The 13786-nt window shown below is 69.5% G+C and carries 12 protein-coding genes and 1 riboswitch; of the genes, 6 read left to right on the top strand and 6 right to left on the bottom strand.

Annotation, left to right across the window (positions count from 1 at the left end):
* Positions 1-104: 104 nt before the first annotated feature.
* The gene (locus tag J7U46_RS22090; RefSeq protein WP_282829397.1) at positions 105-2312 is read right to left on the bottom strand and encodes a helicase-related protein; all 2208 of its coding nucleotides are present in this window, start codon (positions 2310-2312) and stop codon (positions 105-107) included.
* 47 nt (positions 2313-2359) lie between these two features.
* Positions 2360-3163: an alpha/beta fold hydrolase gene (locus J7U46_RS22095; protein ID WP_282829398.1), complete on the bottom strand. Its 804-nt coding sequence runs from the start codon at positions 3161-3163 to the stop codon at positions 2360-2362.
* 67 nt (positions 3164-3230) lie between these two features.
* Between J7U46_RS22095 and J7U46_RS22100 the strand changes: the two genes are divergently transcribed.
* The 4 genes from J7U46_RS22100 to J7U46_RS22115 all read left to right on the top strand — a co-directional run bounded on the left by J7U46_RS22100 (position 3231) and on the right by J7U46_RS22115 (position 5167).
* Positions 3231-3365, top strand: coding sequence for a hypothetical protein (locus J7U46_RS22100; protein WP_282829399.1), 135 nt, complete (start codon positions 3231-3233; stop codon positions 3363-3365).
* Positions 3366-3489: 124 nt separating this feature from the next.
* Positions 3490-3999, top strand: coding sequence for an ATP-binding protein (locus J7U46_RS22105; protein WP_282829400.1), 510 nt, complete (start codon positions 3490-3492; stop codon positions 3997-3999).
* 37 nt (positions 4000-4036) lie between these two features.
* Positions 4037-4681, top strand: coding sequence for a class I SAM-dependent methyltransferase (locus J7U46_RS22110; RefSeq protein WP_282829401.1), 645 nt, complete (start codon positions 4037-4039; stop codon positions 4679-4681).
* A gap of 90 nt (positions 4682-4771) precedes the next feature.
* The gene (locus J7U46_RS22115; protein ID WP_282829402.1) at positions 4772-5167 is read left to right on the top strand and encodes an MAPEG family protein; all 396 of its coding nucleotides are present in this window, start codon (positions 4772-4774) and stop codon (positions 5165-5167) included.
* On the opposite strand, the gene J7U46_RS22120 is transcribed toward J7U46_RS22115, so the two are convergent.
* Genes J7U46_RS22120 through J7U46_RS22130 form a run of 3 tightly spaced genes read right to left on the bottom strand, consistent with a single transcriptional unit; the run spans position 5164 to position 9385 of the window.
* Positions 5164-6597, bottom strand: coding sequence for a wax ester/triacylglycerol synthase family O-acyltransferase (locus J7U46_RS22120; protein ID WP_282829404.1), 1434 nt, complete (start codon positions 6595-6597; stop codon positions 5164-5166). The two genes, J7U46_RS22115 and J7U46_RS22120, sit on opposite strands and share 4 nt — an antisense overlap.
* Positions 6598-6626: 29 nt before the next feature.
* Positions 6627-8693: a HAMP domain-containing sensor histidine kinase gene (locus J7U46_RS22125; RefSeq protein WP_282829405.1), complete on the bottom strand. Its 2067-nt coding sequence runs from the start codon at positions 8691-8693 to the stop codon at positions 6627-6629.
* Entirely contained in the window at positions 8690-9385 is a 696-nt protein-coding gene (locus tag J7U46_RS22130) for a response regulator (RefSeq protein WP_282829406.1), read from the bottom strand. Before J7U46_RS22130 ends, J7U46_RS22125 begins: the two co-directional genes overlap by 4 nt.
* A gap of 144 nt (positions 9386-9529) precedes the next feature.
* On the opposite strand from J7U46_RS22130, the gene J7U46_RS22135 reads away from it, so the two are divergent.
* Positions 9530-10723: an SPFH domain-containing protein gene (locus J7U46_RS22135; RefSeq protein ID WP_282829407.1), complete on the top strand. Its 1194-nt coding sequence runs from the start codon at positions 9530-9532 to the stop codon at positions 10721-10723.
* 5 nt (positions 10724-10728) lie between these two features.
* Complete coding sequence (locus J7U46_RS22140) at positions 10729-12216, top strand: hypothetical protein (RefSeq protein WP_282829408.1); 1488 nt, start codon at positions 10729-10731, stop codon at positions 12214-12216.
* Between the two features lie 9 nt (positions 12217-12225).
* On the opposite strand, the gene J7U46_RS22145 is transcribed toward J7U46_RS22140, so the two are convergent.
* Positions 12226-13611, bottom strand: a complete 1386-nt coding sequence (locus J7U46_RS22145; RefSeq protein ID WP_282829409.1) for a S8 family peptidase — start codon at positions 13609-13611, stop codon at positions 12226-12228.
* Between the two features lie 52 nt (positions 13612-13663).
* Positions 13664-13756, bottom strand: a riboswitch (cyclic di-GMP riboswitch).
* Positions 13757-13786: the final 30 nt, after the last annotated feature.

The following is a 13786-nucleotide window of genomic DNA, read 5'->3' on the forward strand; positions in this document are numbered from 1 at the left end:
GCCTGGGCGGGCCCGCTGTCGCTAGGGCGGATGCCTAGTGCGCAGCAGCGATCCGGCACGAGCGCCGGATATTCAACAGTTGCAGCAGAAATTCAAAGGCCGAATCAGCGCCGGCCGCGTGACTGCCAGAGCGGCTTCTTGCCCTTGAGCTGGCGCTCGATGCCGTCGTTGAGCCGGTTGCGCAGGTCCACCACGTCGGCCAGGTGGCCGTAGACGCCGGGGAAGCGCAGGTCCAGCCACAGCCACAGCGTGCAGCTGCGCAGCGCCTGCTCCATGCGGTCCAGCCGGCTGCGCTCGTCCACATCGTCCAGGAACCAGGGCGCGCCCACCTGGCCGGCCAGCGCATGGCGCTGGGCCCAGTCCAGGTACTCCTGCACCTGGCTGTCGGTGCGGCTGTCCACCGGCGCCTGGGCGTAGATGAAGCGGGTCTTCAGCGGCAGCTGCGGTGCCGAGCGGTCCAGCGCCTCGGCCAGCTGCAGCATCTGCTCCAGCTCGGCCACAGCGAAGTGAGCATCGTCGAGGCGCAGCCGGTCCATGAAGACCTTCAGCACGGCCTCGAGCTTGTTGAAGCCGAGGCTGCTGGCGATGGTCTGCACATGCCACCAGTTCGGTGCCACGGCGGCCTTGAAGTCGCGCGGCGCCCGCGGCTGCTTGGGCAGCAGCTCGCGCAGGGTCTTGCCGGCACTGGCCTCGGCCTCGCGCAGCACGCCGACAAAGCCCTCGTCATGCATGCCATAGCGGCCGGCGCGGCCGGCGATCTGGTGCACTTCAGAGACCGTCAAGGAGCGGTCGCCCACGCCGTCGAACTTGCTCAGGGTGCTGAACAAGACGCGGCGTATCGGCAGGTTGAGGCCCATGCCGATGGCATCGGTTGCCACCAGCACATCGCTGGCGCCAACGGCAAATCGCTCGGCCTCTCGGCGCCGAACTTCAGGAGGTAGCGCCCCGTAGATCACCGAGACCGGATGGCCGGCGGCCGACACCTGGTCGCGCAGCATCAGCACCTCGCGGCGGCTGAAGGCCACGACCGCGTCGCCCTTCTTCAGTGCCGTCATGGGGACCGGCGCCGGCAGCAGCTGCACCTCCTGCTTGCGCTCGAAATGGCGCACCGTGCAGCGCTCGCCGCACAGGCCCAGCAGGTTCTCGATGGCCGGCACGGCATAGGCCGAGCAGATGATGATCAGCTCGTTCGCCGGCACCGCGACGATGGCCTGAGTCCATGCCCAGCCGCGGTAGTTGTCGAACAGCATCTGCGCCTCGTCGACCACGGCCACGTCGATCGGCCGGCCGGTATCGACCATCTCGATGGTGGACGAGACCACGCGGGCGTTGTCGGCCGGAACGTTCTCTTCGCCTGTGAGCAGCGAGCAGGGCACGCCGCGCGCCACCAGGCGGTCGCGGCCCTCCAGCGCCAGCAGGCGCAGCGGTGCGAGGTAGGCGCCATCATGGGCCGCCGCCAGCTTCTCGAAGGCCGCATGGGTCTTGCCGCTGTTGGGCGCGCCCACATAGAGCGTCACGGTGCGCTGCATGTTGCGGGCGAGTTCGAAGCTGTCGGGGTAGCCCTGGAAGGCCAGCTGCCGCTCCAGCTTCTGCAAGGTGCTGATCTCGGCTACGCGCTGTTCCCAGCGGTCCTGCGCGCGGGTGCAGGCTGCCAGCAGGGCCGGCAGCGGCTGGGGCGTTGCGCATTCGGCCTGCAGGCGCGGCAGCAGCGAATCAAGCTGCTCCGGATGGCCGGAGGTGCTGCGTGCCAGCAACTGCTGCAGATGGGATTGCAGCGCGGCGGCATCGGCATAGGCCGGTGCCGGGCCCAGCGCCTGCTGCAGCGTGGCCAGGTCGCCATCACGGTAGAAGTTCCAGACCGGCGCGGCATCCGCCAGCGGCAATTGATAGGCCACCGTGAGCTGGCCTTCGAGCAGTGGCTGCTTGCACAGCCGCAGCCATTGCAGGCCGGCGCGCCGCAGGCCCAGCGCTTCCAGCTGGGTGCTACGTTGCTGCATCAGCGCTCTGAGGGTGGGGCCCGTGCCCAGGGCCTCGAGATGCCTCAACGCAGTGGCAATCAGGTCCGGCGCGATCCAGCGGCTGGGGCGACCGCCTGCGGCGGCCTTGGAGATCTGCACCAGGCCCAGCTGGTCGGCGTCCTCGCCCTCGTCCAGGTCGGCCGGTGTCAGCACTTGCGGCAACTGGTAGGCGGCCTGGCGGATCTGCTGCCATTGCTCGGGCAGCAGCCCCGGCGGCAGGCGCTTCAGGTGGCGGGGATTGGGCAGGGCCAGCGAGGGCGCGGCGGCGGGAGAGGGGGATTGAACTTCGGACACAGGCTCAAGTGGAACACAGGCCTTGCCCCTGCCTGGCCCGACTTGGCTCAGCTGGCGCGATAAAACCAGCGGCGCGCGCCCTCGATCTCGAAGGGCTTCCACTGCCCGGCCGGCTGGGCCAGACGGTCGGCCACGGCGTACAGCGCAAACGGGTTCATGCCCATGCCGCAGTGGCTGGCCAGCACCTCGATGTTCTCGCTGGTGGGGCTCGGATCCATCACGCTGCACTGCCAGGCGACCACGCCGTCGGTCTTGGAATAGAGCGAAGTCGTCGGTACCGGCGGCGTGCGGCGGATTTCCTCCAGCAGTTCGTGGTCATGGACCCGCTGGCCGCTCACCAGCTCGAAGAAGCGCCAGGCATTGGTGGCGCGCGGATGGCCGGTGAAGGGCGTTCCGAGCGTGATCACCGAGCGCACATGGTCGGGCAGCTCCTTGGCCAGCTCGCGGGCATAGATGCCGCCGAGGCTCCAGCCGATCAGGCTGACCGGCCGCGCATGGGCGCGGAAAAGGCGCTTGACCTCGGCCGTGCAATGCTCGAGCACGCCGTCGCGCGGCCCGAAATTGAAGCCATGGCCCCAGGGGTGGGTGACATAGCCGAGCTCGTCCAGGAAGCGGCGCAGGGCCAGCGTGGTGAAGTCATTGGCGCCGAGGCCGGGGAAAACGATGACCGGGTGGCCGTCGCCCCGGGGCAGCTTGCGCAGCCAGGGCGACGCGGCCAGCAGGGCGGCGAACTCCCAGGGCGCGCGGCCCTCCAGCAGCATCAGCCAGGCATTGGGGGCGCGCAGCTCCTCGTCGGATCCAGCGGGCACGGCGGCCGCAGCGGCGCTGCGACGGGCTTGTTTCTGAGGCATGACCGGCATCGTAGCGCCGTGAGCCCCCAAGAGTCTTGGGCGCTTGCCCTAGGACCACAATCGCGCCATGAGCAAACTCGCCGATTCACCCATCCTCAGCTTCGCCAGCCAGGCCGAGGCGCTGGAGGGCGCGCTCTGCCATGGCTGGATCGACGGCCAGTTCGTCGAGATGCTGGCGCGGGGCGAGAAGCTTCATCCCTGAATCGGGATGCCAAAGCGGCTGCCGGGCCGTTCAATGGCAAGCCGATCATCATCGTCAGCAACGGGTTAGGATTTCGCACCACCCGGTATCTACCGAAATCCCAACCCCGCAGCAGATTGACAACATGCCTATCATCCGATTGATCGAAGGCCCGGTCGGCGCAGGAAAGTCGACCTTCGCCGCCGATTTGGCCGCACGCACAGGTGGCGTTCATATCGCCCTGGACGCCTGGTTTGCAAGGCTGTTCAGCCCGGACCGACCCGCCGGCGATTTCATTCCCTGGTATGTCGAACGCAAGGAGCGGCTGCTGGAGCTCATCTGGGCCCATAGCCGGGCTGTCCTGGCCACGGGGACCGATGCCATCCTCGAGCTGGGGCTCATCCAGCGCCAGCCGCGCATGGACTTCTGCCGTCGCGTGATCGACGAGGGCCTGGAGCTGGTGATGTACGAGCTGGATGCACCGCGAGACCTGCGGCGCGCACGCGTGCTGCAAAGAAACACCGAGCGGGGCGCCACGTTCTCCATGGTCGTGCCGCAGCAGGTCTTCGAGCTGGCCAGCAATATGTGGGAGCCCTCGGATGAGCAGGAGCGCGACGAGTACCGCATCGAGTACCCGTCCATCCTGCCCCGATGAACCGGTGCCCAGGTCTGAACCGCCACCCCTCAACAGCATGCCGGACTACAACGCCACCTCGGTCGCCACATTCGACAAGAACGCCGCGCGCTACGCCGACAAGTACTTCGCGCTGCGCGACTACGACGCCTGCTACGCGCTGATCACCACCGAGTTGCAGGGCCGGCCGGCGCGCTTCCTGGACCTGGCCTGCGGGCCCGGCAATGTGGCGGCCTATGTGCGGGCGCAATGCCCAGCGGCGCAGATCCTGTGCGTGGACCGCTCGGCGCAGATGCTGGAGCAGGCGCGCCAGCGCGTGCCCGAGGTCGAGCTGCTGCAGGCGGATTGCCGGGATCTTTCTGCCGTCCCTGGGCGCTTCGATGCGGCCGCCTTCTGCTTCGGCCTCAGCTACTTCGACGATGCCGACGCGGCCTTGGTGCTCGCGGCGTTGCAGCGCCTGCTGCGGCCCGGCGCGCCGCTGCTGCTGGCCACCGTGGCCACCGTGGCCGGCGATCCGGCGCTGAGCGGCGAGCAGCAGACGGCGGCTGGCGACAAGGTCTACAGCTTCTACCGCGAGCAGGACCAGATCGTGGCGCTGATGGCTGCTGCCGGTTTCGAGCTCATGCAGGCAAGCCGCATCGCCAGCCCGGCCAATGCGAGCGTGGCCTCCACGGATGTGGTCGTGCTGGCCAGGCGGCGATGAGCTGAGCGGCGGCTGCGCGGGTTCCCACCAAGCCGGTGCCGGCCCGCGCGGGCCAACAATCAGCCACCGCTGCAAGGCAAGGTGAACGACATGAGCCCTCTTCTCTCTCTGGTGGTCTGCATGGCCTGCATCACCTGGCTGCTGTTGCTGGCGGCCAGCCTGATACGCGCCAAGTGCTGGACGCCCGCCGGCCTCAAGCTGGCCATGGGCAACCGCGCGCACATGCCTGAGGCCAGCGACTTTGCCGGGCGCGCCGACCGCACGGCCAGGAACACGCTGGAAAGCTTCGTGATCTTCGCCGCCCTGGCCCTCGCGGCCCAGGCCTCGGGCCTGCAGTCGCCACGCATCCTGCTCGGCGCCCAGATCTTCTTCTGGGCCCGGCTCGCCTTCATCGTCTGCTACTACCTGGGCATCCCCTATCTGCGCACCTTGGTGTGGACCGCAGGTTCGCTGGGTCTGGCGATGATGGCGTTTTCCATGGCCTAGGCGGCCGCGAGGCCCTGCCACTCGGCCAGTGCCGCGCGCAGATGGGCGGCCAGCCGCGCCGTCTCGGGCAAGGCCTCGCCACAGGCCATCAAGCCGAACTCCAGCGAGTCGCCATAGCTCTGCACCGTGATGTTGAGCGCCATGCCGTGCACGGCGATCGAGGTCGGGTAGTTGGTCAGCAGGCGGGCGCCAGCGAGATACAGCGCCACCTGCGGGCCCGGCACATTCGAGATCGCCACATTCGCGAGGGCCGGCAGCTTGTCGGCCATCTGCGCCGCGCCATAGAGCCTTGCGGCGCCGGCCATCAGCCAGGGCAGGCCGAGCGAGGGGAAGTCCAGCGGCATCAGCTCTTTCAAGGTGCCGAGCGAGCTCTTCATGGCAGCGGAAGCCGCCAGCACATGGGCCAGGCGCTTGTGCGGATCGGCAATGTGCGTTCCCAGCGTCACCGTGCTCATGGTGGCCTGGTTGTTCGATGAAGCGTCGCCGGCGGCGCGCAGCGAGACCGGCACGGCCGCCACCAGCGGCTTCTTGGGCAGCTCATGCCAATCGAGGAAGAGCTGGCGCAGCGCCGTGCCGCAGAGGTAGAGCACCGCATCGTTGAGGCTGGCGCCATGCAGCTTGCGCAAGCGATGCAGCTCGGCCAGTGGCAGGCTGACCGAGGCGAAGCTGCGCGTCGCCGAGATCGTGCGGTTGAGCCTGGTGCGCGGCGCGAGTTTCAGCGGGCTGGCGGACGCGCTCTTGCCACGCAAGAGGCCCAACAGGGCGCCGGCTGCATCGCCGGCCGACCCGCCGAGCGTGCCCAGCGCGCCGGGCAGGGCGCGGACCATGTTCAGGTATTGCTGGGCCTGGTGGGCCAGCGCGCCGCGCAGCAGGCTCAGCGTGCCGGGTTCGTGGCGCTGGCGCGGTGCTTTCTCCGGCATGGTGCGCGGCACGGGGCCCAGGTCCAGGATCACCGCCGCCAGGGCCACGGCGGCCTGGCCGTCGACCGCCGCATGGTGCAGCTGGGTGTAGAGCGCCACGCGGGTGGCGCCGTCGTCGGGCGCGGGTGCCAGGCCCTCGAAGACATGGAACTTCCACAGCGGCCGGTCGCGCGGCAGCAGCTGCGGATGCAGGTCGGCCACGGCCGCTTCCAGCGCCGCGATGCCGCTGCCGGGTGGCAGGTCCACGGCCACGATGTGCTGTTCCAGGTCGGGCAAGGCATCGACCCAGGCCGGGTTGAGCGCATTCAGAGCCACCGAGGCGAGACGCCGCCGCAGCGCGGGCAGGTGCGGCAGGCGCTGGCCCATGTGCCGGCGCAGCGCGGCGAGGAAGCTGCCCTCGAAGCCGCGCGGCAATTCGAGGATGTGCAGGGCGCCCACATGCATGGGCATCTCGGCCGTTTCCAGGAACAGGAAACTCGCGTCCAGTCCTGCCAGTTGCTTGATCGCCATCGCGCCGCCCTCCTGAGCTGCGGCCGATGCTAACCGCTGCGCCGCAGGCAGAGCTCGAAGTTCACGCCGTCCTCCACATTGCGCGCGGCGATCGTGCCGTCCATCTTGGCCATGTAGGTCTTGGCGACGAACAGGCCCTGGCCGCGTCGCTCGCTGCCATGGCCTTGCGGCTGGTCCGAGACGCCGTATTCGAAGATCTTGTCCAGCAGGGCCGGGTCTATGGCCGGGCCCAGGTTGTGCACGCTCAGCAAGACCTGGCCTTCGGCCTCGGACAGGCTCAGCGTGATCGCCGAGCCGGCCGGGCGGTAGCGGTCTGCATTGCGCAGCAGATGGGTGATCACGTCCTCCAGCGAATAGGCATCGGCCCGCACCCAGACCGGCTCACCGCGTGGGGCATAGCGCACGTTGGCGATGTCGGCAAAGGCCGCGTTGGCGGCCACCTCCTGCAGGAACTGGTCGAGCTCGAGCCGGCCTGGGTCCAGCGTGGCCGACGCGATGGCCTCGCTCGGCGAGGCCGCGCCATAGAGCACGCGCACGGCCTGCTGCATGCGCTGCAGGTAGCGGTGGCTCGCGTCGTCCGGCGCGCCATGCAGCACCAGCAGGGACTGCAAGGGCGACATGATCTCGTGCCCCACGGCATGCCACATGTCGCGCTCATGCTCGGCACGCAGGTGCTCGCGGCGGATGCCGTCGCGGGTGCGTTCCAGCAGGTCGGACAGCGAGCCGGCCAGGATGCCCACTTCATCGCTGCCGCGCAGGTCCGACACATCGAGCTTGCCGAGGCGCTGCTCCACCTGCGGATGCTGAACTTCGTAGGACACCGCCGCCGCGCGCTGGGTGAGCCGCGCAATGCGGCGCATCAATCCCAGCTCGATGATCAGCCAGGCCAGGGCGATGGCGGCCAGCATCGCGCCCACCAGCCCCGAGGCGCGTGCCGCGCTGGCGCTCAAGGACCGGTCCAGGCTGCGCCAGTCGCCGCGCAGCACCAGCTCATAGCGGCCCAGCGGCGTCACCACGCTGTCCTCGGCCAGCAGGGCCGGTGCCTGCACCTGCACCGGCAGGCGGCGTATCAAACGCGTCAGCCAGGGCGAGGGAATCTCGGCCGGGTCGGCCGAGCCGCGCAACAGGGTCACCGGGCGGCCGTCGCGGGTGATGCTCAGGGTCTCGTCCGGCTGCAGTGACTGGCCGACGCTGACCAGCGAGACCGGCGGCAAGAGCGTGCCCGCCGCGCTGTCGAACAGCGGTGCGGCGCCGTCCGGCGCCAGCAGCTCCATCCTCACCTCGATGCGGTCCAGCTCGGCCGGCGGCCAGGTCGGCGCGGGCTGCCTGAACAGGGCCTCGCGGAAGGCCTCGACCGGCAGGCGGATCGAATACAGCGTGCGGCGCGGGCAGTCGGCGCCGCTGGTGTTCTTCAGGCAAGGCCCTTCGCGCCACAGCCAGCCCCGGAAATCGCGCGTGGGCCGGGCGCGGGGCGGCAGCTCGTCGGTGCCGCCGAGGAAGCCGGTGAGCCGGCCGAGCTGGCCGTCGCCGCTGCTGCTCATGGCCTCGAAAGGCGCGATCCATTGCTCGCTGCCACCGGGCAAGCCCACCGTGATGCGCGCACGATGCAGGCCGGCCAGCTCGGAGGCGCCGCGCTCGCGGCCGACCAGCGGGCCCGCATCCAGGCTGCCGACCAGGTAGATGAAGGCCCCGGCGGCGGCCTTGCTGCCCACGGCGACGCACAGGCTCGCGCCATCGCTGAATTGCAGGGCGCAGCCCGACATCTCCACGGCGCGCTGCGCCTTGGTCGGGTCATCGAAATCAATGGCCGAGAACGGCAGCAGCAGCGGCGTGATCGGCCGCCGGCCCTGGAAGCCGGGGTTTAGCAGCGCGAGCTGCCCGGTCGGGTGGCGCAGTTGAGCCGTGATCTCGCCGAGCGAGCGCTTGAAGCCCTGCTCGTAGCGCTGGTAGCTGCGCTGCTTTTCTTCCAGCAGCAGCGAGACGGCCAGGGCGAGCGTGGCCGCAGCGAGCAAGAGGAACACGCCGTGAAAGACGATGCGGCTGCGAAAAGCCGCGAGGCCGAGGCGCGGCACTTCGTCGAGCGCCGGCAGCCTCATCGGCCAGTCCAGCGGAAGCCGCGCATGGGGACGTTCTCGATGCCGTCGAAGTTCGGGTCCACGTCGCGGAAGGCATCTCGGATGGTGCTCACATGCTTGCGCACGTTGTCCTTGTTGCGGCCGCTCTTCACCACCTCGAAAAGCTGGTCATAGCTGACCACCTCGCCCCTGCGCTGGTGCAGCGTGGCGAGGATGCGCTGGGCGGTGAGCGGCAGGTTGATGCGCTGGCCGCGCCAGGTGGGCGTGCGCTGCCACAGCGGGTCCAGGCTCAGCTCGTCATCCTTCTTGATCGCGGTAGCGGCCGGTTTTCGAGCCTTGGCGGCGCGCAGCATGTCGAGAAAGGTCTCGATGAACTCGGCCTCGTCGAAGGCGGTCTTCTGCAGGTAGTCCCAGGCATCCAGCGCCTTCATGATGCCCCGGTAGATGGCGGCCGGCATGGCCGAGACCACCAGCACCGGCGTGCCCTGCTGCAGCTTGTTGATCGCATTGATCAGGGCCACGCCGGCATGGCGCTCGCGGCCCAGCTCGATGTCGAGCAGCACCAGGTCGTAGCCGCCACCGGCCAGCGCGGCCTCGGCCTCATCGCGCGTGAACCACTGGTCGACCTGCAGCTCCGGCCGGGCGGCGCGTATCCAGCCGGCCAGCTGGTCGCTGGTGGGGCGGTCGTCTTCGATGACGGCGACTTTGCTCATGGCTGGCGATTATGGGAGGAGGGCCGACGCACGCCTGTGAAGCTTTCTTCCGCGCCCCGGAAGGGATCCACCCGCCCGCCGCCTTGTTGCTTCCTGCCCGGGCGCCGAATCATTCAGCCATCGCCAAACACAAGGAGAAGCGCGATGGAACTGATGCAGAAACTCAAGGCCCTGCCCCAAGCAATTCGCAATGCCATGCCGCCGCTGCCGGCTGTCAATGGCCGTGTGCTGGGCGCCCTGTTGGTGGCCGGCACCGTTGGCACGGCAGCCTATCTGCTCGTCAGCCATCCGCCGCTCTACACGGTGCAGCGCGGCGAGGCGGCGGTGCGCAGCAACCTGTTCACCGGCTCGGCCGTGGTCTTCAACGACGGCCGCATCCTGGCCCTGCCCGGCGTTCATGAGGTGCGCGGCCTGCCCTTGCACGACCTCAGCTACCGCGCCACGGCCATGAGCCGTGCCGACGGCCCGGCGCCGCTGCAATCGGTCGAAGGCCTGTCGCTGGGCCTGGACCTGACGCTGCGCTATGCCGTCGACCCGAGCCGTCTGGCTCAACTCGCCCGAACCCTGCCCGACAACATCGAGCGCGACCTGGTGGACCCGGCCCTGCAGGGCGTGGCCTACCGCCTGGTGGCCAAGCGCACGGTGCGCGAGATCTTCTCCAGCCAGCGTGCCGAACTGCAGCAGCAGATGGAAAGCGAGCTGCGCGCCAAGCTCGCGGCCGACGGCCTCCTCCTGCGCAGCGTGCAGATCGGCAAGGTTGACCTGCCGGCCGACTATCGCCGGGGCATGGACGCGCTGCTGGCCGAGGGCCTGTCGGCCGAGAAGATGCGCTACACGCTGGAGCTCAAGGACAAGCAGGTCAAGCAAAGCGAGCTGGAAGCCGCCGCCGACAAGGTGCGCCGCGAAATCGCTGCCGAGGCCGCCGGGCGCGAGCAGGTGCTGGCCGCCAAGGCGCAGGAGGAGGCGATGAAGCATGTCATCCCCTTCAAGCAGCGCCAGATCGAGCAGCGTGAACTGGAGGCCAAGGCGCAGAGCGCCTCGCGCATCAAGGTGGCCGAGGGTGAAGCGCAGGCCCGCCGCATCGAGGCGGAGGGCGAGGCCAAGGCGCGCGAGAAGCTGGCCGACGCTGAGGCCTACCGCCTGGCTCAGCTGGGCAAGGTCAACATCGAGCAGATGACGGCCGAAGGCGAGCTGATCACCAAGCATCCGCTGCTGGTGCAGAAGACGCTGGCCGACAAGCTCTCGAGCAAGGTGCAGGTCATCATCGCGCCCCCGCCGGCTGCGGGCGGCTTCATTGGCAATGGCCTGCTCGGTGCCAAGAACGAAGCCAAGGAGTGAACACCATGCGCAGCCAAGGTCTCCGTGTTCTGCTGGTGATGGGCCTGGCCTTGGTGGCGGCCTATGTGAATGTGGCTGCGGCGGCCGAAGCGGCCAAGCCCCTGGGCGCCGGTCTGGTCTTGCAGGACCAGGCTCCGCTGCGCGGTGCGGCGCGCGACTCGGCGCCTTTGCAGGCCAACCTCTGGCGCGGCGAGGCGCTGGAGATCCGTGGTGAACGGCTCGACCATTACCAGGTCTGGGACTACCGCCGCGAGCGCGGCGGCTGGTTGCGCAAGAGCCAGCTCTACCGCTTGCCGAGCGATGCCAACGAGTTGCTCGCCACCCTGCGCCTGGTGCGCCTGCAGCAGGGCGCCGAAGCGCTGGGCCTGGGCCTTGCCGCCGCCTATGTGCAGAGCGCTTCGCGCGAGCAGCTGAACGGGGCCGGCGGCACCGAAGCGCTGGATGCCTTGGGCACGCTGGCCGAGCGCATGGCTGACCGTGCCAATCTCGGCAACAAGAACAGCGAGACGCAGACGGCCGCGCAGCTCGACGTGGCCGCGCGCTACGGCCTGCGCTTCGTCAGCTTCAACCTGCCGGATGGCCGGGTCCAGCTCTGCTACGACGGCGATGCCTTCCGCCGTGTGCTCTCGATGCCGGCGCCCGCCGAGGCGCAGGCCCGGGCGGCGCTGGCGCTCACCCGCCCCGATTGCGCCGACCCGGCCGCCCTGCCCTCGGACAAAGAAAAACTCGATGCCTGGCGCGCCGAGGTCCTGAGCCATGTGGAGGTGCAAGACCTGGCCCCGCATTGGAAGAACCGCGTCTTGATGCGCCGTGCCGCCGTGCAAGCCAGCCTGGCCTTTGCGCGCCGCGAGGTGGCGGCATCAACCGTTGCGGCCCAGCAGTCGCTGGCCGATTTCGCCAGCCTGCAAGCGGCCGATCTGGCGGAAGACGATCAACCGACCTGGAACGACACCGCGATGCGCGTGAACGCCATGCGCTGGGCTGCGTCGCCAAGGCTGGCCTCACGCGAGTTCGGCAAGCTGCTGATGAACCTCAGCGTCACGCCGGACGGCGAGCAATGCCTGAGCCTCATCGAGGGCAACCCGGCCAAGCCGCTCTTGCGCCGCTGCAGCTTCGGCCAGGTCTGGCTGGCCTCGGCGAGCTTGAACCGCGAAGGCACTGCCATCGCCATCGCCGCCCAGCCGCTGGAGGGCTGGCGCGAGCTGTGGGTGCTGCGCAAGGGTCGTGAGGGTTGGAGCCTGCAAGTGCTGCCGCCCGCCGCCGCCACGCCGGGCCTCGGCTATGTGGAATTCGCCGGCTGGGTGCCCGGCGGCAAGCAGGTGCTGGTCAGCCGCGAGGCGCGGGCCGAGGGGCGCTATGCCCGCCGCACGTTCGAGCTGCTGAGCCTCGACACGCTGGCCACCGAACGCCAGGCCGGCGAGCCGCAGCTGCTCGGCGCCTTCCAGCGCTGGCAGGACCCGGCCTGGAAGCGCGAGTCGCTGGCCCTGCGATGAATGAGGCGCTTACTTGGCAGCGATGGCGGCCGCCACCGCCGCCTCGGCATTGACGATGCCGGCACCGCAGCCGCTGCAGCTGGCCGGGAAGGCGCGCGCGCTGCTCTTCAAGAGCGTGGCCACCTGGTCGGGCGTCAGCTTGGGGTTGGCCGAGAGCATCAGCGCCGCCACGCCGCTGACCACCGGCGTGGCCATCGAGGTGCCCGACATGTAGGCATAGGCATCGGCGCCCGGCGTCGTGGTGCCGGCGTTCCAGGTCGAGAGGATGCCGCTGCTGCCGCCGTCGCCGCCCGGGGCGGCCAGCGTCACCGTGCTGCCGTAGTTCGAGTAGGAAGCGCGGCCGCCTGTCTTGCCGGTGGCGGCCACCGAGATCACGCCCGTGCAGTTGGCTGGCGAGCTGGTGCTGGCATCAGCCTTCTCATTGCCGGCCGCCACGATGACAACGGCGCCCTTGGCACGCGCCGCATTGATGGCGGTCTGCGAGGTCTTGCTGCAGGCGGCCGTGCCGCCGAGCGAGAGGTTGATCACCCGAGCCGGCGTGGTGTTGGTCGGCAAACCGCTGACGGCATTGCCGGCCGCCCAGCTGATGGCGTCCGAGATGTCCGAGGTGTAGCCGCCGCAGCGGCCCAGCGCGCGCAGCGGCAGGACCTTGGCACCCCAGGCCACGCCGGCCACACCGGCCTTGTTGTTGGTGGCGGCCGCCACGATGCCGGCCACGTGCGTGCCGTGCCAGGAGCTGTTGGCGGCGGCCGAGCCGGTGCTGCAGTAGCCGGCCGTCACGTAGTCGCCGGGGTCGGTGGCGTCGGCATCGCGGCCGTCGCCATCGTTGGAGATGAAGGTGGTCGAGATGAAGTCGCGGCCGGCCAGCAGATTGGCCGTCAGGTCGGCGTGTTTGCGCACGCCGGTGTCGATCACGGCCACCACGATGCCGGCGCCGCTGGCCTTGTCCCAGGCGGCCGGCGCGCGGATGCCGGCGGTCGCGTCGAACAGGCTCCACTGGTAGCTGTAGTAGCTGTCGCTGGGCGTCATCAGCGGCTGCAGCAGGTGGTCGGGCTCCGCATACTCGATATCGGGGTCGCCGGCACGCAGGCTTTGCACCATGGCCTCGGCCTCCTGGGCATTGAGCCGGCGGTTCAGCTGCATCACCTGAGCGCCGCTGCTCATCGCGCGCAGATGGCGCATGTTCACGCCCTGGCGATTCGAGGCCACGCGGATCGCGGCCTCGCCGCGTGCCGTGGTGAAGGGCTGCACGCCGCTGCGGTACTTGATGATCAGGCGGTCGGTGGGGGCGGGTTCATCGCCGGGGACCAGGTGGTCGTTGACGGGGCGCGCCAGGGCGGCGCCGACCAGGCTGGCCAGGGCCAGGGCGGTGAACAAACGGGGGAGCTGGTGCATGAAGAAGCGCCTCGTGTTGAACTGCTGACGAGGCCAGATCACTTGGCGGCGATCTGGCAGCCCCGCTGCCCTGGCTTGCTGTGAAGCTCGCTGTAGGCCGGAAGCTTTGCGTCACGCGCTTTCACGCGTTTTGCCGAGCCCCAACGATAGGCGGCCGGCCCGGCGGCCGCCAGTG

Source organism: Pelomonas sp. V22 (assembly GCF_030014915.1).
Taxonomy (GTDB): Bacteria; Pseudomonadota; Gammaproteobacteria; order Burkholderiales; family Burkholderiaceae_C; genus JAUASW01.